This is a genomic window from Bacillus sp. FSL K6-0042 (assembly GCF_038006685.1).
Classification (GTDB): Bacteria; Bacillota; Bacilli; order Bacillales; family Bacillaceae_G; genus Bacillus_A; species Bacillus_A pseudomycoides.
Window position 1 is genome coordinate 3,615,275 of sequence record NZ_JBBOVS010000001.1, and the last position, 18,234, is coordinate 3,633,508.

Genomic DNA, 18,234 nt, shown 5'->3' on the forward strand with positions numbered 1-18,234 from the left:
GTGAAGAAGATGAAGGTTGTTTTATATACGAAAACAGATTGTGGCCTTTGCGTGAAAGCAAAACAGATTTTGAAAGAGGTACAGCATGTATATTCTTTTGAAATCGAGGAAATAGATATATATGAAGACGATGAGCTTTTAGAAAAGTATCAACTTATGATTCCGGTCGTGGAAATTGACGGAAAACAGGCGGGATGCGGTGTCATTCACAAAGATGTCATAATAAACTATATAAAGAATGCAGTTAAGAGTTGAATAAGTTTCTATCTCCTGTTACAATAATAAACGTAGCAGGGATTATTTTTTTAAACCTAGTGGGACATAAAATGTCACTACGGGACACAAAGTGACCACGAGGGAAAATGAACCGATGCAGTGAGGAGAAAAGATATGCGCTCATGGATTCAAAATACAAAAAAATTATTACCTGATCTGCTACCTGTTATGCAAACGAGAATGCAAATTCTTCAGCACATTCGTCTCATGCAGCCGATTGGCAGAAGAAATTTATCTGCAAGTCTTGGTATGACAGAACGAGTATTGCGAAGTGAAGTACAAGTTTTGAAAGAACAAAACTTAGTTCACGTCGCCTCTTCTGGAATGACTTTAACAGAAGAAGGAACAACTGTGGTTCTTGCTTTGGAAGACTTTATGAAAGAAATTTCCGGGTTAAAGGTTTTAGAAAAACAACTTAAGGAAACATTAGACTTGGATGAAGTTTTCGTTGTTCCTGGTGATAGTGATGAATCACCCTGGGTCAAGCTGGAGATGGGCCGTGCTTGTGTGACTTGTATAAAAGATCATCTGACAGCGAATAATATCGTTGCTGTGGCTGGAGGAACAACGCTAGCTGCTGCTGCGGACATGATGCAACTAGATTGCAAAGATTTACATATGCTATTTGTCCCAGCACGTGGTGGAATTGGAGAAGGCGTCGAATTAGAGGCCAATACCATTTGTGCAAAAATGGCACAGAATACGATGAGTAATTATCGCTTATTGTATGTTCCAGACCATGTTAGTAGCGAAGCATATGCTTCCATTGTAACAGAGCCTTCCGTGAAAGAAGTTCTTGAGTTGATTCGATCTTCCAATATCGTCATTCATGGAATAGGTGATGCGTTAACAATGGCACGTCGCAGAAGTACTTCAGAAGCAGATTGGATGAAAATTAAAACAAGTGAAGCAGTCGGCGAAGCTTTCGGTTATTACTTCAATGAACAAGGTAATGTCGTTCATAAAGTACAAACAGTAGGTATGCAGCTAAAAGATTTACATCATGTATCTCACGTTGTTGCAGTCGCTGGAGGTTCTTCAAAAGCAAAAGCAATACAGGCTGTAATTAAACAAGGGCACACTTCGATTCTAATTACAGACGAAGGTGCAGCAAAACAGTTAACAAAGGGTATTACCCTTTAATATAATCCCCCAAGGAGGAAATTCAAATGACTAAAATTGGTATTAATGGATTTGGACGTATCGGACGTGTGGTATTCCGCGCAGCTCTTAACAACCCTAACGTGGAAGTAGTAGCAATCAACGACTTAACAGACGCTAACACTTTAGCTCACCTTTTAAAATATGACTCTGTTCACGGAACAGTAAACGCAGAAGTATCTGCTAACGGCGACAGCATCGTTGTTAACGGTAAAGAAATCAAAGTTATCGCTGAGCGTGACCCAGCACAATTACCATGGAGTGACTACGGAGTAGAAGTAGTAGTAGAATCTACTGGACGCTTCACTAAAAAAGCAGACGCTGAAAAACACTTAGGTGGATCAGTTAAAAAAGTTATCATCTCTGCACCAGCTTCTGACGAAGATATCACTGTTGTTATGGGTGTTAACCACGAAGAATACGATGCATCTCAACACAATGTAATCTCTAACGCTTCTTGTACTACAAACTGCTTAGCACCATTCGCTAAAGTTCTTAACGAGAAGTTCGGTATCAAACGTGGAATGATGACAACAATTCACTCTTACACTAACGACCAACAAATCTTAGACTTACCACATAAAGACTTACGTCGTGCACGTGCAGCAGCAATGAGCATGATTCCAACTACAACTGGTGCAGCTAAAGCGGTAGCATTAGTATTACCAGAACTTAAAGGTAAATTAAACGGTGGCGCAGTACGTGTTCCAACTGCTAACGTTTCTCTTGTTGACTTAGTTGTTGAACTTGACAAAGAAGTAACAGTTGAAGAAGTAAATGCAGCATTCAAAGCAGCAGCTGAAGGCGAATTAAAAGGTATCCTTGGATACAGCGAAGAGCCATTAGTATCTATCGACTATAACGGATGCACAAATTCTTCTACAATTGATGCATTATCTACAATGACTATGGAAGGCAACATGCTTAAAGTTCTTTCTTGGTACGACAACGAAACTGGTTACTCTAACCGCGTAGTTGACTTAGTAGACTACATCGCTTCTAAAGGTCTTTAATTCTTAAGTTTATAAGTTCTCAATGACAAAACGAGGGAGAGGGTTTGTTCCCTCTCTCTTCTTTCGTTTTAGAAGCAAATGTGATAAGCTTTTGAATGGGTTTTGTCAATCCTAACTAGTCGGAGGGAAATCCAATGAACAAAAAATCAATTCGTGACGTAGATTTAAAGGGTAAACGAGTATTTTGCCGCGTTGACTTCAACGTACCTATGAAAGATGGCAAAGTTACAGACGAGACTCGTATTCGTGCAGCTCTTCCTACAATTCAATATTTAGTAGAGCAAGGAGCGAAAGTTATTTTAGCAAGTCACTTAGGTCGTCCAAAAGGCCAAGTAGTAGAAGAAATGCGTCTTACTCCAGTAGCTGCACGTTTAGGTGAGCTTCTTGGTAAAGACGTGAAAAAAGCAGACGAAGCATTCGGACCAGCTGTACAAGAAATGGTTGCAGCAATGAACGAAGGCGACATATTAGTTCTTGAAAACGTACGTTTCTATGCGGGCGAAGAAAAGAACGATGCAGAATTAGCAAAAGAATTTGCAGCTCTTGCTGATCTTTTCGTTAACGATGCATTCGGTGCAGCTCACCGTGCTCATGCTTCTACTGCAGGTATTGCAGACTACCTACCAGCAGTATCAGGCTTCTTAATGGAAAAAGAGTTAGAAGTATTAGGTAAAGCACTTTCTAACCCAGAGCGCCCATTCACAGCGATCATCGGTGGTGCGAAAGTAAAAGATAAAATCGGTGTAATTCGTCATCTATTAGACAAAGTAGATAACTTAATCATCGGTGGTGGCCTTGCTTATACATTCGTTAAAGCGTTAGGTCATGAAATCGGACAATCTCTATGTGAAAATGACAAAGTTGATTTAGCAAAAGAGTTTATGGAACTTGCGAAAGAAAAAGGCGTAAACTTCTACATGCCAGTTGATTGCGTAATTGCAGATGATTTCTCTGAAACTGCAAACGTACAAATTGTAGATATCGATTCTATTCCTGCTGATTGGGAAGGTGTGGATATCGGGCCGAAAACAAGCGCAATTTACGCAGATGTAATTAAAAACTCTAAGCTTGTTGTATGGAACGGACCAATGGGTGTATTTGAAATGACTCCTTTTGCAGAAGGTACAAAAGCAGTAGGACAAGCATTAGCAGATGCAGAAGGTACATACTCTGTTATCGGCGGTGGTGACTCTGCAGCAGCTGTTGAAAAATTCGGTATGGCTGATAAAATGAGCCACATTTCTACTGGCGGCGGTGCGTCATTAGAATTTATGGAAGGTAAAGAACTTCCAGGTGTAGTTTGTCTTAACGACAAATAAGTAGCAGCCAAAGAAAAAGGACGGTGCAAAGCATGCGTAAACCAATTATCGCAGGTAACTGGAAAATGAATAAAACTCTATCTGAAGCAGTTAGCTTCGTAGAGGAAGTAAAAGGTCAAATCCCAGCAGCTTCAGCTGTTGATGCAGTAGTTTGCTCTCCAGCTCTTTTCTTAGAGCGCTTAGTAGCAGCATCTGAAGGAACTGACTTACAAGTAGGTGCACAAAACATGCACTTCGAAAAAAATGGTGCATTCACTGGCGAAATTAGCCCAGTAGCACTTAGCGACTTAAAAGTAGGCTACGTAGTACTTGGCCACTCTGAGCGTCGTGAAATGTTTGCTGAAACAGATGAAACAGTAAACAAAAAGACTCTTGCAGCATTTGAACATGGTTTAACACCAATCGTTTGCTGTGGTGAAACTTTAGAAGAACGCGAAAGCGGAAAAACATTTGATCTAGTAGCAGGTCAAGTGACAAAAGCACTTGCAGGTTTAACAGAAGAGCAAGTGAAAGCAACTGTTATCGCTTATGAGCCAATCTGGGCTATCGGTACAGGTAAATCTTCTTCTTCTGCAGATGCAAATGAAGTATGTGCGCACATCCGTAAAGTTGTTGCAGAAGCTGTTTCTCCAGAAGCTGCAGAAGCTGTTCGTATTCAATACGGCGGTAGCGTAAAACCAGAAAACATTAAAGAGTACATGGCACAATCTGACATCGACGGCGCTTTAGTTGGCGGTGCTAGCTTAGAGCCAGCTTCCTTCTTAGGCCTTCTGGGGGCGGTAAAATGAGAAAGCCAACAGCTTTAATCATTCTTGACGGTTTCGGACTACGTGAAGAAACTTACGGGAATGCTGTAGCACAAGCTAAGAAACCTAATTTTGATGGTTACTGGAACAAGTTTCCTCACACAACGCTTACAGCATGTGGCGAGGCAGTGGGTCTTCCAGAAGGTCAGATGGGTAACTCTGAGGTTGGTCACTTAAATATCGGTGCTGGCCGCGTAGTATATCAAAGCTTAACACGTGTGAACGTTGCAATTCGTGAAGGTGAGTTCGATAAGAACGAAACATTCCAAAATGCAATTAAAAGCGTAAAAGAAAAAGGTACAGCTCTTCATTTATTCGGTTTACTTTCTGATGGTGGTGTGCACAGTCACATGAACCATATGTTTGCTCTTCTTCGCTTAGCAGCAAAAGAAGGCGTGGAGAAAGTATACATCCATGCATTCTTAGATGGCCGCGATGTTGGACCACAAACAGCAAAAGGTTATATCGATGCAACAAATGAAGTAATTAAAGAAACAGGTGTAGGACAATTCGCGACTATCTCTGGTCGTTATTACTCCATGGACCGTGACAAGCGCTGGGATCGCGTTGAAAAATGTTACCGTGCTATGGTGAATGGCGAAGGACCTACTTATAAATCAGCACATGAATGCGTAGAGGACTCTTATGCAAATGGTATCTATGATGAGTTCGTATTACCATCTGTAATTGTTAATGAAGATGAAACGCCAGTTGCAACAATCAATGATGATGATGCAGTAATCTTCTATAACTTCCGTCCAGACCGCGCAATTCAAATTGCACGTGTATTTACAAACGAAGACTTCCGTGAGTTCGATCGTGGTGAAAAAATACCTCACATTCCAGAATTCGTATGTATGACACACTTTAGTGAAACAGTAGATGGGTACGTGGCATTTAAGCCAATGAACCTTGATAACACATTAGGTGAAGTTGTTGCGCAAGCGGGATTAAAACAACTTCGCATCGCGGAAACTGAAAAGTATCCGCACGTTACATTCTTCTTTAGCGGTGGTCGTGAGGCTGAATTCCCAGGAGAAGAACGTATCTTAATTAACTCACCGAAGGTTGCAACGTATGACTTGAAACCTGAAATGAGCATTTACGAAGTAACCGACGCTTTAGTAAATGAAATCGAAAATGATAAACATGATGTTATCATTCTTAACTTTGCAAACTGTGATATGGTTGGCCATTCTGGGATGATGGAACCAACAATTAAAGCAGTAGAAGCAACTGACGAATGTTTAGGAAAAGTTGTAGAAGCGATTCTTGCAAAAGATGGTGTAGCACTTATTACTGCGGACCATGGTAATGCTGATCAGGAGTTAACTTCTGACGGTGGGCCAATGACAGCTCATACAACAAACCCGGTTCCTTTCATCGTTACAAAAAATGATGTTGAGCTTCGTGAAGGCGGTGTTTTAGGAGATATCGCTCCAACAATGCTTACACTTTTAAATGTGGAACAACCGAAAGAAATGACAGGTAAACCAATTATTAAATAATTAAATTGCATATATAAAAGGAGAGAAAATATTATGTCAACAATTATTGATGTTTATGCTCGCGAAGTCTTAGACTCTCGTGGTAATCCAACTGTAGAAGTAGAAGTTTACACAGAAAGCGGCGCATTCGGACGCGCTATCGTACCAAGTGGTGCATCTACTGGTGAGCACGAAGCAGTAGAATTACGTGACGGTGACAAATCTCGTTACCTTGGTAAAGGTGTTGTTAACGCAGTAAACAACGTTAACGAAACTATCGCTCCAGAAATCGTTGGTTTTGACGTAACTGACCAAGCTGGTATCGACCGTGCTATGATCGAATTAGATGGCACTCCAAATAAAGGTAAATTAGGCGCTAACGCTATCCTTGGTGTATCTATGGCAGTAGCTCACGCAGCAGCTGACTTCGTAGGTCTTCCATTATACCGTTACCTTGGTGGATTCAATGCAAAACAATTACCAACTCCAATGATGAACATCATCAACGGTGGTTCTCACGCTGATAACAACGTTGATTTCCAAGAGTTCATGATCTTACCAGTTGGTGCTCCAACATTCAAAGAATCAATCCGTATGGGTGCTGAAGTATTCCATGCATTAAAAGCTGTATTACATGACAAAGGTCTTAACACTGCGGTAGGTGACGAAGGTGGATTCGCTCCAAACCTTGGTTCTAACCGTGAAGCATTAGAAGTAATCATCGAAGCTATCGAAAAAGCTGGTTACAAAGCTGGCGAGAACGTATTCTTAGGAATGGACGTTGCTTCTTCTGAGTTCTACAACAAAGAAACTGGTAAATACGATCTTACAGGCGAAGGCCGCAGCATGACTTCTGCAGAAATGGTTGATTTCTACGAAGGTCTTTGCAACGACTTCCCAATCATTTCTATCGAAGATGGTTTAGACGAAAACGACTGGGATGGCCACAAATTATTAACTGACCGTCTTGGCAAAAAAGTTCAATTAGTTGGTGACGATTTATTCGTAACGAACACTCAAAAACTTGCTGAAGGTATCGAAAAAGGTATCTCTAACTCAATCTTAATTAAAGTTAACCAAATCGGTACTTTAACTGAGACTTTCGAAGCAATCGAAATGGCTAAACGTGCTGGTTACACAGCAGTTGTATCTCACCGTTCTGGTGAAACTGAAGATGCTACAATCGCTGACATCGCAGTTGCAACGAATGCTGGCCAAATCAAAACTGGTTCTATGAGCCGTACTGACCGTATTGCTAAGTACAACCAATTATTACGCATCGAAGACGAACTAGGCGAAATCGCTGTTTACGATGGTTTAAAATCTTTCTATAACTTAAAAAAATAATTTAAATGTAGTTTTTAATTGTTTAAATTAAGTGATAAAAAACCTCCTATTTATGATAGGAGGTTTTTTATATGTTTGTAATGCATGTGAGTTAACATCAATAAAACAATTTAATATAATGAACCTGTGATATAAATAGAAAATGTTTAATCAAGAGAGGAAATGGGGTAATGGGAATGGTTAAACTGAGTACAGCGATAGATAATGAAGAATCTAATGAAATTACAGAATGGTTAGAAAAATACATTTTTCCAATTGATTTTCTGGAAGACTGCTACTTTGATGTAAACACCATTTTATATTCAGTCAATTTAGCCAAACATCATACAATAGTATGTTCAATTGTTCATAATTCCGAACCCGCCACTTTTTCTCCAGAAGAGCTAAACGCAGCTATATTAGAAGGGTGTAGAAAAACAGGACTAAATGAAGGGTGTTACTATTTTAACGTTAATGTTCATGATAATATTGCAAGGGTAGTAGAGAGTATTGGATCATATAGCTTAAAGAGAGCAGAAAAGAACTATGCGCTATTTCCATTGTATTACCTATTAACAGAAAACAGAGCAGTTGAAGGTGGCACAAGTTATACGGGGCTTATTGGAAGGAATAAAGATTGGATGCTAACAATTGAATTTGCAACGAAGATAAATTTCATAGTACATGGGAGTAAAGAATTTTGTGATGTAGTATATCAGGCATTATATAAAAAGGACACTAGGTAACGTATTAGTGTTCTTTTTATGTTTTTTTAGGACAAATTTTTAGGGATATTGTGAACTTGATTCACATATTTAAAGAAATCTATAAGAGAATATTTCTTTTTTTAAAATAGCAAATCCCAAAAATCAGAAAATATAAACTTTTTATTTTAGGTCAATGTTTTTGACGTAAATTAAGCTCGGAAACCCAGTCATACCAAGGGTGTAAGCGTATAACATATGCTATTTTCTTTGTCAAGTTGATAAATTGCAGCTTTTTACAATTTATACTATGATAAGAATAGAAAACAGAAGATCGTATAAACATGAGGGATGATGAACATGAAGTTTACTAAGATTATTGTCCAAGTTGTAGCTCTTTACGTGTTTTACATGATTGGAACATGGGTGCAAGAAATGTTGAATATTCCAATTCCAGGTAGTTTGATTGGCTTATTTTTGTTGCTTATTTTACTTAGCATGAAGGTTCTTCCTGTGAAATGGTTTGATTTAGGAGCAGAAACACTCGTTGCGATTATGCCGTTTTTATTGATTCCACCAACGATTGGCTTAATGAATTACGGTGCTTTTTTTATGAGTAAAGGAATTTCTCTTTTCATTACAATTGTAGCGAGTACATTTTTAATTATTATTGTCGCAGGACATACAGGACAATATCTTGCGAATAGAAAGGAAAAAGAAACGCGATGAGCCAAATATTAATCGGAATTGGTTGGGTTATTCTTACATTGTTATTATATCAATTATCTAAAAAGATTTATAAAGTATTGCCAACACCATTTACCATTCCAATGCTTGTAGCAACAGCATTAATGATTGTCTTATTACTTGTGCTGGATATACCATACCAAGCATACATGCAAAGTGGTGGCGGCTGGATTTCAAAACTGCTTGGTCCAGGTGTGGTAGCATTTGCTATTCCATTATATAAACAGCGTCATGTGTTGCAAAAATATATTGTACCGATTGCGGGTGGTGTATTAGTCGGAACAACAGTTGCGATTGCAAGTGACTTAGCGATTGCAACGCTTATGGGAACAGATAAAAGTTTAATTTTATCTTCTTTACCCAAATCCGTAACAATGCCAGTTGCAATGAGTGTATCTGAGCAAGTTGGCGGCGTTCCATCATTAACAGCAGCATTCGTTGTTGTAGCTGGGATTACAGGAACAATTACAGGTCCGCTTTTATTGAAATGGAGCCGCGTTACAAACTCTGTTGGTAAAGGGATTGGTTTTGGATGTGCATCACATATTATGGGTGTGATGAGAGCGATGAAAAACAATGAACATGAAGGTGTTATTGGATCGGTAACAATGACATTGACGGCTATTTTAACTTGTCTGCTTGGACCGCTATTTGCAACCATGTTTATGTAATAGATGAAAGCGAGAGCAATAGGAACAGCTCTCGCTTTTCTGTTGGATTTGTGCTACAGTTAAATTAACTGAATCTTTGTAGGAGGTACGCCAGGTGCATACGTTATTATCAGTTTTACTTATTATTGTATCGATTTTTATGATTGTTATGGTACTTATGCAGTCTAGTAATAGTTCAGGCCTTTCAGGTGCTATTTCAGGCGGTGCAGAGCAATTATTTGGTAAGCAAAAAGCACGCGGAATTGAAGCGGTATTAAACCGTATTACAGTTGTTTTAGCTGTACTATTCTTTGCACTAACAATTGGAGTTACGTACTTAAGCATATAAGTAAAGGTCTTGCTTTTTGACAGATATGAAAAAAGAAGAAGCGTTAGCGGATTCGCGCTAATGGTTCTTCTTTTTTTGTCTCATTTGTATTTCATTATTCGCAAAAAGTTTCTAATTAGATTATGGAAATGGAACTATGGTAAACTAAGGGTAGAAACAATACGACTAGATTACAGAAGAGAAAGAGGAGAAGAAGATGATGAAATTAGCATCTCCGAAACCATTTACATTTGAAGGTGGAAACCGTGCTGTTTTATTACTACATGGATTTACGGGGAATTCAGCTGATGTACGTATGCTCGGGCGTTTTTTAGAGAAAAAAGGCTATACTTGCCACGCCCCAATTTATAAAGGTCATGGTGTACCGCCAGAACAACTTGTTCGTACAGGTCCTGAAGACTGGTGGAAAGATGTTATGGCTGCGTATCAACAGTTGAAAGATCAAGGATATGAGAAAATTGCGGCTGTTGGACTATCACTGGGCGGTGTATTCTCGTTAAAACTTGCTTATACAGTACCGATTTTAGGTGTTGTACCAATGTGTGCACCAATGTACATTAAGAGCGAAGAAATTATGTACCAAGGTATATTGGCATATGCACGTGAATATAAAAAACGTGAGCAGAAATCACCAGAGAAAATTGCAGAAGAAATGATGGAATTTAAAAAGACACCAATGAATACATTAAAAGCGTTACAAGATTTAATTCGTGACGTACGCAATAATGTTGATATGATTTATGCTCCAACATTTGTTGTACAAGCACGCCATGATGAAATGATTAATACAGACAGTGCAAACATTATCTATAATGGTGTAGAGTCCACGTTAAAAGAAATTAAGTGGTATGAAGATTCTACGCATGTTATTACGCTTGATAAACAACGTGATGAGCTACACGAGGATGTATATAACTTCTTGGAGCAACTAGATTGGTAAGATCTAGTTGCCTCTTTTTTTCATGAGGTATTAAAACCATTCTTTTTAGGGTGGAAGAGAGGGTCCGTCGATGGATAGAAGTGGTCAGTGCCTTTTTTCGCCCCATGCCGTGTGAGAACAGAAGGAGAGAATGAGTGGAGGTCTTCTTTTATAGACGCAACGTAGGTTCCAATAAATCAAAATGGGTTTATATAGAAATAAACTTTTAAGATGAGGATTACGCAGCAGAATAAATGGTGAAAAACGAGTGTTTATAGAAGTTTCACTTTATATAGAGTCAATGTTTCGGATACACTAAATAATATGAGGATTTAAAGGAGGTATTTGTGCTTGGAAGATATCATTCAAGAACATATTGATAAATTATTGTTATTTATGAAAGAAGAAGCGTATAAGCCGCTAACGATACAAGAATTAGAAGCTGCTTTTGGAATTGAAGATTCCGCTGGCTTTAAAGATTTTGTAAAGGCACTTGTTATGATGGAAGAAAAGGGACTTGTTGTTCGTACACGCAGCAATCGCTATGGTCTTCCAGAAAAGATGAATTTAGTGCGCGGTAAGTTAATTGGACATGCACGTGGTTTTGCATTTGTCGTGCCGGAAGAGAAGAAGACAGGGGACGATGATATTTTTATCCCGCCCACAGAATTAAATGGTGCACTTCATGGCGATACAGTGTTAGCTCGTATTAATTCACAATCTAGCGGATCACGCCAAGAAGGTACGATCATTCGTATTGTAGAACGTGGTACGAAGGAACTAGTTGGTACATATACAGAATCAAAAAATTTTGGATTTGTACTTCCTGATAATAAACGTTGGACAAGTGACATTTTTATTCCGAAAAGTGCATCTATGGGTGCGGTAGAAGGGCATAAAGTTGTTGTGAAAATTACAAGCTATCCGCAAGATCGTTTAAGTGCGGAGGGAGAAGTTATTCAAATTCTAGGTCATAAAAATGACCCAGGGGTAGATATCTTATCTGTTATTCATAAACATCATTTGCCATTAGCCTTCCCGGAAGATGTAATGGAACATGCGAACAGTGTACCAGAAACGATTTCAGAAGAAGATTTAAAAGACCGCCGAGATCTTCGCGATCAAATGATTGTGACAATTGATGGTGCAGATGCAAAAGACTTAGATGATGCGGTAACAGTAACAAGGATTGAGAATGGTAATTATAAACTTGGTGTTCATATTGCGGATGTAAGTCATTATGTCCATGAAGGATCTCCAATTGATGTTGAAGCAGCAGAGAGAGCAACGAGTGTGTATCTTGTTGACCGTGTAATTCCGATGATTCCACATCGTTTATCAAACGGAATCTGTTCCTTGAATCCGAAAGTGGATCGCCTTACACTATCTTGTGAAATGGAAATTAACAATCTTGGTGATGTTGTGAGCCATGAGATTTTCCAAAGTGTCATTAAAACGACAGAGCGTATGACATACGCTGATGTAAGAAGTATTTTAGAAGATGAAGACGAAGAGTTAATTAAACGTTATGAGCCATTAGTACCGATGTTTAAAGAGATGGGTCAGTTAGCGCAAATCTTACGTGAAAAACGTATGAGACGTGGTGCGATTGACTTTGACTTTAAAGAAGCAAAAGTACTAGTAGATGAAGAAGGTAAACCGACAGATGTTGTAATGCGTGATCGTTCGGTATCAGAAAAGCTAATTGAAGAGTTCATGCTTGTTGCCAATGAAACGGTAGCAGAGCATTTCCATTGGATGAACGTACCGTTTATGTACCGTGTCCATGAAGATCCGAAAGAAGATAAATTAGAGCGTTTCTTCGAATTTGTAACAAACTTTGGCTATGCGGTAAAAGGACGTGCGAATGAAATACATCCTCGCGCGCTACAACAAATTCTTGAAATGGTACAAGGGCAGCCTGAGGAAGTCGTGATTTCAACAGTTATGCTTCGTTCGATGAAACAAGCTCGTTACGATGCAGATAGCTTAGGTCACTTCGGTTTATCAACAGAATTCTATACACATTTCACATCACCAATTCGTCGTTATCCAGATACGATTGTTCACCGATTAATTCGTGAATATATTATTAACGGTAAAATTGATAACGAAACACAAGCAAAATGGCGTGAAAAGTTACCAGAGATTGCAGAGCATTCTTCTAATATGGAACGCCGTGCTGTTGAAGCAGAACGTGAAACAGACGAACTGAAAAAAGCAGAGTATATGCTTGATAAGATTGGTGAAGAGTACGATGGTATGATTAGCTCTGTAACAAACTTCGGTTTATTCGTAGAGCTTCCAAATACAATTGAAGGTCTTGTTCACGTTAGCTATTTAACGGATGATTACTATCGTTATGACGAACAGCACTTTGCGATGATCGGTGAACGTACAGGTAACGTCTTCCGCATCGGTGATGAAATTACAATTCGCGTTATTAATGTAAATAAAGATGAACGCGCAATTGATTTTGAGATCGTCGGTATGAAAGGCACTCCGAGACGTAAATTTAAAGATCGTCCAGTTGTGATTGAGCAGCCAAAAGACGGTAGAAAGAGACGCAGTGGTCGCGGCGAACGTAATAATGAGCGTGGTAGCGCACGTGGAAATGAACGTGGAAATGAACGTGGTAGCGGACGCAAACCCGAACGTGGTGGGCAAGGAAAAGCATCCGGTCGTCCAGGACAAAAAGATGGCAATGGTAAAAAGAAAAAACCATTCTTTGAAAATGTTCCAGGATTTAAGAAGAAAAAGAAAAAGCGTAAGTAAGAGAGAGGTGGCTTCGCTTATATACTGAGCGAGCCACTTCCGCTTTTCTTATAGGATCCAGCTTCAGTGGCTAGAATCTCTGGTCGTTTCGCTCCCTTGGACGAAGCAAAAAGCGCTTCTCTGTCGGGAGCTCCAACGCCCCGAGATTTTAAACGAGCCACTTCCGCTTTTTAATAACATTTGTTACAATAGTACAAATAGAGGAGGGACAGATCATGCCAAAAGGTAGTGGTAAGGTTATTGCACAAAATAAAAAAGTATTTCATGATTATTTCATCGACGAAACATACGAAGCAGGGCTTGTCCTTCAAGGAACGGAAATTAAGTCTATTCGCGCCGGACGCGTAAACTTAAAAGATGCTTTCGCACGTATACATAATGGTGAAGTTTGGGTATATAATATGCATATTAGTCCATATGAGCAAGGGAATCGTTTCAATCATGAGCCGCTTCGTACAAGAAAATTACTTCTTCATAAGAAAGAAATCGACAAGCTGATCGGGTATTCAAAAGAGACAGGTTATACACTTGTACCAGTTAAAATCTATTTAAAAAATGGATTTGCGAAAATGGCACTTGGTGTAGCACGAGGGAAGAAACAATATGATAAGCGTCATGATTTAAAAGAGAAGGAAGCGAAACGCGAAATCGCACGTGCATTCCGTGATCGTCAAAAGATGTAATACAGAAATTTACATTTGTAAAATATTGAACGTATGATATAATAATTCATGTAAGGCCAGTGAACATTGAAAAACAGCTCATTAAGTAGCTATCACGAATATACTTCGTATGCTCCATTCTTATATGGGGACGTTACGGATTCGACAGGGGTAGTTTGAGCTTAAGTTGCGAGTCGAGGGGATCGGCCTCGTTAAAACGTCAAAGCCAATAACTGGCAAACAACAAAACAACTTCGCTTTAGCTGCTTAATACAGCTTAGCGGTTCCTCCCTCCATTGTCCATGTGGTAGGGTAAGGGACTCAAACTAAGTGGACTACGCCGGAGTTCGCCGTCTGAGGGCGAAGGAAGAGAACAATCAGACTAGCAACTTGGAAGCCTGTCGATAGGCCGAAGAGTTTGCGAAATGCCAATATATCGACTACACTCGTAGAAGCTTAAGTGTCAATATCTTTGGACGTGGGTTCGACTCCCACCGTCTCCACCAATACATATTTGGTGGTTTTTTTATTTTGTTGTGATATGAACCATAAGTTTGCCGAAACGGCAAGCTTATGGTTCTTTTTGTTTGTGGTAAAGTGATTGTTCTGAAAAATGAAGTGGATAGAGAATACGATTGTTGAGTATGTAATGTTTTTATGTAAAAGAATCAAAAAGTGACAATGGCATAAAAAATAATTCCATTTATAAAAAATAAAGAAGTTGGTATAGTACCAGCTTCTTTGTTTTCTTTCATATCCATACCGCTTTCTCCTTCATATATTTATATATTATTTTAGTATAACGTAAATGTTTAGATTGAAAGTAGAATATTTAAAAGTATCTTGTTTAAATTTATCTCGCATTAACGGACAGTAACACTCCCACCTCACAATCCAGCGAAAGCAAAGAAGTTAGGTGGGAGATGAACTATCCGTAAAAGCCCGATTGGTGAGGGGGAATAATCAGTGGAATAGGAAGAAAACCACTTCCTAAGTATTGGAAGTGGTTCTCGCTTTCTTGTAGAAATAGATTACTAGCAAAATACCTATGACAATACTAATGATAATCGTTAGTGTAATATACATGGGGTCTTTATTTATTTCATTTGGAATAACTCGCTCTAAAAGTGGACCGATACATATCGTGAATGCTGTTAAAATTGTAATCCATGATTTTGTATATAGTGCGAACAAAATAAAAATAAGGATACATACGCCGGCGATGATATAGTTTTGCGTAGTAGTTGCTACAAAGTAATCTGTATCAAGTCGTCCATCTAACCAAAAATAAAAGCCAACCCATCCACCGATCGCAATGAAATGAGCTGCTACTAAAAGAAGAACTGAATTTTTAGTAGATGGGTATACTTTTGGAATTCCTTTAAATAGCGTAAATGCAAATATAACAAGGGCCAAGAATAAAGGTAATGATCCAAATAACAATATGTTTTGTGAAATCTTGAACTGCCCTCTTACTGCTGGAGCAAAGCACATATAAGCAAGAATAACTAAAATCGCTGCAGGAATGATTACGAGCAATCCTTCCTTGTCTACAGGTAGTTCTTTCCCAATATTCTTCATATGCTGTTTACGACTTTTTCCAATAATATGATCTACACTCTGTCCTCTTTTTTCAACTTCCGTTAAATGAACTTCTAGTTCGTCCACTATTGTATTTATATCCTCATCTTTTTTTCCGCGTTGCAGTAAATACATTCTGAGTTCAATTAAAAATTGTTCAGACTTTGTTGATAACATTCTATTCGCCCCCTTTATTAATCACTTTTTCAACAGATAGCTTTAAATCAGTCCAGCGCTCTTTAAAGTTAGCTAATTCTTTCGCCCCTAATTCTGATAGCTGATAGTACTTCCGCTTAGGGCCAGCAGTTGATTCCCTTAATACGCTCGTAACCAATCCTTCTTTTTGCATACGTAATAGTAATGGATAGATCGTGCCCTCACTAAAAGAGTGAAAACCATAGCTATGTAATTTCTCTGTTAATTCGTAACCGTATATTTCACCTTCTTGAATGATGGCTAAAATACAACCATCCAAAATCCCTTTTAGCATTTGCGTTGAGTCAGCCATTTTAGCCCTCCTGTTCGTATATCTTTTTATCCCGCATTAACGGGCAGTAATACTCCCACCTCAAAATGCGGCGGAAGCAAAGAAGTTAGGTGGGAGATAAACTGCCCGTAAAATCCCGATTGGTTCAACTAATAATCAGTGGGGGATGAAGAAAACCCCCACTGATTAAAGTTTCACTTTATATATCTTGTGATACAAGGGATATAATTGTGAGGATACCTTGCAATGCAAGTGTTGTAATAAAGGTAACATAAAATTAACTTGTAATGCAAGGTATGTGAATTAAATTTCAATGGTATTTCTCAATGTGCATATAAGTATGCTTTACAGGATTATGTACTTATTTTAGGAGTGATGATTATCAAATGTTAATTTCTGAATATTAAATAAAATTAATTCGTACGATAAGACTTGCTTATACGAGGAAGAAACTACGATTTAACGCTTCTGCAATTTATATAGCAGGATAATTTTGCTATAATATATGAGCATGACATATACGTAGAGGAGTGCTAGAAAATGCGATCATTTAATATCGATGAATTTATTGCGAGTGTTTTACAATGGATATTAAATACAGCTCTAATCATATTATCCATCGTTCTATCTATCTTTTTAATTAATGAAACGATTACATTTATACAATACATATTTTCCGCAAAAAAATATACGTCCTATAAATTAGTTGAAAGCATTATTGTTTACTTTTTATACTTTGAATTTATCGCATTAATTATTAAGTACTTCAAATCGAATTATCATTTTCCATTACGTTATTTTATTTACATAGGAATTACAGCCCTAATTCGATTAATTATTGTTTCTCATGAAGAGCCATTTGAAACATTATTATATGCAGGATCTATTCTCATTTTAGTGATTGCTTTATATATATCTAATATGAGGGATTTGAAGAAACATTAAATATGATTTTGATGCAAAAGCTATATCGTATATGAAACTACTTTTGCATGAATTACATAAAGCATACTAAAAAGTAGTGTAGACCAAGGTATTGGTTCGCACTACTTTTTTAATTCTAGTGATGAAAAGAGACAAAGCGTATGTTTACTTCCTCCTTGACCTTCAAGTTACTTGAAGGATTAGAATGTGAGTAGAGAGTTGTAAGGGAGCGTTTTGAAATGAAAACTGTTGAGAAATTAAATGAAGAATGGAGATTGAAAAAATGAGTCAAGAACCTAAACTGCGCCCATTAGAACGAGAAGATTTGAAATTTGTTCATGAACTTAACAATAATGCACATATTATGTCTTATTGGTTTGAAGAACCTTATGAAGCTTTTGTGGAGTTGCAGGATCTATATGATAAGCACATTCATGATCAAAGTGAACGTCGATTTATAGTAGAAAAAGATAATAATATGATTGGATTAGTTGAATTAGTGGAGATTGATTACATTCATCGAAGAACAGAATTTCAAATTATCATTGATCCAAAGTATCAAGGATATGGTTATGCAGCGTGCGCAACCCGTTTAGCGATGAATTACGCCTTTTCAGTATTAAATATGCACAAACTTTATTTAGTGGTAGATAAAGAAAATGAAAAAGCTACGCATATTTACAAAAAAGTCGGCTTTACGATTGAAGGCGAGTTACAAGATGAATTTTTTGTTGATGGTAACTACCATAATGCAATCAGAATGTGTATTTTCCAGCATCAATATTTAGAAATGAAATCATAAGTTTTAATGTATGATGAAAAATAAATATTTATTTGATGTACTGTTTTAAATATATAAAAGGAAGCATAACTTAGGGTTATGCTTCTTTTTTGATTGTCCAAGGGTATGCTTCATCGTTAGTAATAAACAAAGAAGGCTCAATCTTTATAAAAAGATGGGCTTTTTTGTCTAATCATATATCCAATTATAAGTTTTTGATAGTAGAAGGCTAATATCAAAAAGAAAGTAATGATAAAGCTTTGAATG

At 37.9% G+C, this 18,234-nt stretch carries 18 protein-coding genes and 1 other RNA gene; 17 read left to right on the forward strand and 2 right to left on the reverse strand.

Going from position 1 to position 18,234, the window contains the following annotated elements:
* Positions 1-9: 9 nt before the first annotated feature.
* The 15 genes from MHH45_RS18430 to ssrA all read left to right on the forward strand — a co-directional run bounded on the left by MHH45_RS18430 (position 10) and on the right by ssrA (position 14,700).
* The gene (locus tag MHH45_RS18430; RefSeq protein WP_016132395.1) at positions 10-255 is read left to right on the forward strand and encodes a glutaredoxin family protein; all 246 of its coding nucleotides are present in this window, start codon (positions 10-12) and stop codon (positions 253-255) included.
* Between the two features lie 135 nt (positions 256-390).
* Positions 391-1,419 (forward strand): gapA transcriptional regulator CggR, encoded by a 1,029-nt coding sequence (gene cggR, locus MHH45_RS18435; RefSeq protein ID WP_016112486.1) that lies wholly within the window; start codon positions 391-393, stop codon positions 1,417-1,419.
* 26 nt (positions 1,420-1,445) lie between these two features.
* Complete coding sequence (gap, locus tag MHH45_RS18440) at positions 1,446-2,450, forward strand: type I glyceraldehyde-3-phosphate dehydrogenase (protein WP_016112485.1); 1,005 nt, start codon at positions 1,446-1,448, stop codon at positions 2,448-2,450.
* A gap of 134 nt (positions 2,451-2,584) precedes the next feature.
* A complete protein-coding gene (locus MHH45_RS18445) occupies positions 2,585-3,769 on the forward strand; it encodes a phosphoglycerate kinase (protein WP_016112484.1) in 1,185 nt (394 codons plus the stop codon).
* A 32-nt stretch (positions 3,770-3,801) separates the two neighbouring features.
* Complete coding sequence (gene tpiA, locus MHH45_RS18450; protein ID WP_016112483.1) at positions 3,802-4,557, forward strand: triose-phosphate isomerase; 756 nt, start codon at positions 3,802-3,804, stop codon at positions 4,555-4,557.
* On the forward strand, positions 4,554-6,083 hold the full coding sequence (gene gpmI / locus MHH45_RS18455; RefSeq protein ID WP_016112482.1) for a 2,3-bisphosphoglycerate-independent phosphoglycerate mutase: 1,530 nt from the start codon (positions 4,554-4,556) through the stop codon (positions 6,081-6,083). The genes tpiA and gpmI overlap by 4 nt, the downstream gene beginning before the upstream one ends.
* Positions 6,084-6,116: 33 nt before the next feature.
* Positions 6,117-7,409 carry a phosphopyruvate hydratase gene (gene eno, locus MHH45_RS18460; RefSeq protein WP_016112481.1) on the forward strand — a complete coding sequence of 431 codons (1,293 nt, stop codon included), beginning with the start codon at positions 6,117-6,119 and terminating at the stop codon, positions 7,407-7,409.
* Between the two features lie 176 nt (positions 7,410-7,585).
* Entirely contained in the window at positions 7,586-8,134 is a 549-nt protein-coding gene (locus MHH45_RS18465; protein ID WP_229161399.1) for a hypothetical protein, read from the forward strand.
* Positions 8,135-8,452: 318 nt separating this feature from the next.
* On the forward strand, positions 8,453-8,821 hold the full coding sequence (locus MHH45_RS18470) for a CidA/LrgA family holin-like protein (protein ID WP_016112479.1): 369 nt from the start codon (positions 8,453-8,455) through the stop codon (positions 8,819-8,821).
* Positions 8,818-9,510 carry an LrgB family protein gene (locus MHH45_RS18475; RefSeq protein WP_016112478.1) on the forward strand — a complete coding sequence of 231 codons (693 nt, stop codon included), beginning with the start codon at positions 8,818-8,820 and terminating at the stop codon, positions 9,508-9,510. Before MHH45_RS18470 ends, MHH45_RS18475 begins: the two co-directional genes overlap by 4 nt.
* A 94-nt stretch (positions 9,511-9,604) precedes the next feature.
* Positions 9,605-9,838, forward strand: a complete 234-nt coding sequence (gene secG, locus MHH45_RS18480) for a preprotein translocase subunit SecG (RefSeq protein WP_016112477.1) — start codon at positions 9,605-9,607, stop codon at positions 9,836-9,838.
* A 199-nt stretch (positions 9,839-10,037) separates the two neighbouring features.
* A complete protein-coding gene (locus MHH45_RS18485; RefSeq protein WP_340862754.1) occupies positions 10,038-10,778 on the forward strand; it encodes an alpha/beta hydrolase in 741 nt (246 codons plus the stop codon).
* Between the two features lie 330 nt (positions 10,779-11,108).
* Entirely contained in the window at positions 11,109-13,532 is a 2,424-nt protein-coding gene (gene rnr, locus MHH45_RS18490) for a ribonuclease R (protein WP_016131097.1), read from the forward strand.
* A gap of 215 nt (positions 13,533-13,747) precedes the next feature.
* Positions 13,748-14,215: an SsrA-binding protein SmpB gene (smpB, locus tag MHH45_RS18495; protein WP_001123909.1), complete on the forward strand. Its 468-nt coding sequence runs from the start codon at positions 13,748-13,750 to the stop codon at positions 14,213-14,215.
* A gap of 126 nt (positions 14,216-14,341) precedes the next feature.
* Positions 14,342-14,700: a transfer-messenger RNA gene (gene ssrA / locus MHH45_RS18500) on the forward strand.
* Between the two features lie 484 nt (positions 14,701-15,184).
* Here the strand turns inward: ssrA and MHH45_RS18505 are convergent.
* Complete coding sequence (locus tag MHH45_RS18505) at positions 15,185-15,952, reverse strand: hypothetical protein (RefSeq protein ID WP_016132394.1); 768 nt, start codon at positions 15,950-15,952, stop codon at positions 15,185-15,187.
* Between the two features lies 1 nt (position 15,953).
* Positions 15,954-16,283 carry a PadR family transcriptional regulator gene (locus MHH45_RS18510; protein WP_088094068.1) on the reverse strand — a complete coding sequence of 110 codons (330 nt, stop codon included), beginning with the start codon at positions 16,281-16,283 and terminating at the stop codon, positions 15,954-15,956.
* Between the two features lie 519 nt (positions 16,284-16,802).
* On the opposite strand from MHH45_RS18510, the gene psiE reads away from it, so the two are divergent.
* Entirely contained in the window at positions 16,803-17,207 is a 405-nt protein-coding gene (gene psiE, locus MHH45_RS18515) for a phosphate-starvation-inducible protein PsiE (RefSeq protein ID WP_016112471.1), read from the forward strand.
* Positions 17,208-17,469: 262 nt separating this feature from the next.
* Positions 17,470-17,988, forward strand: coding sequence for a spermidine N1-acetyltransferase (gene speG, locus MHH45_RS18520; protein WP_016112470.1), 519 nt, complete (start codon positions 17,470-17,472; stop codon positions 17,986-17,988).
* The last annotated feature ends 246 nt before the right edge of the window (positions 17,989-18,234 follow it).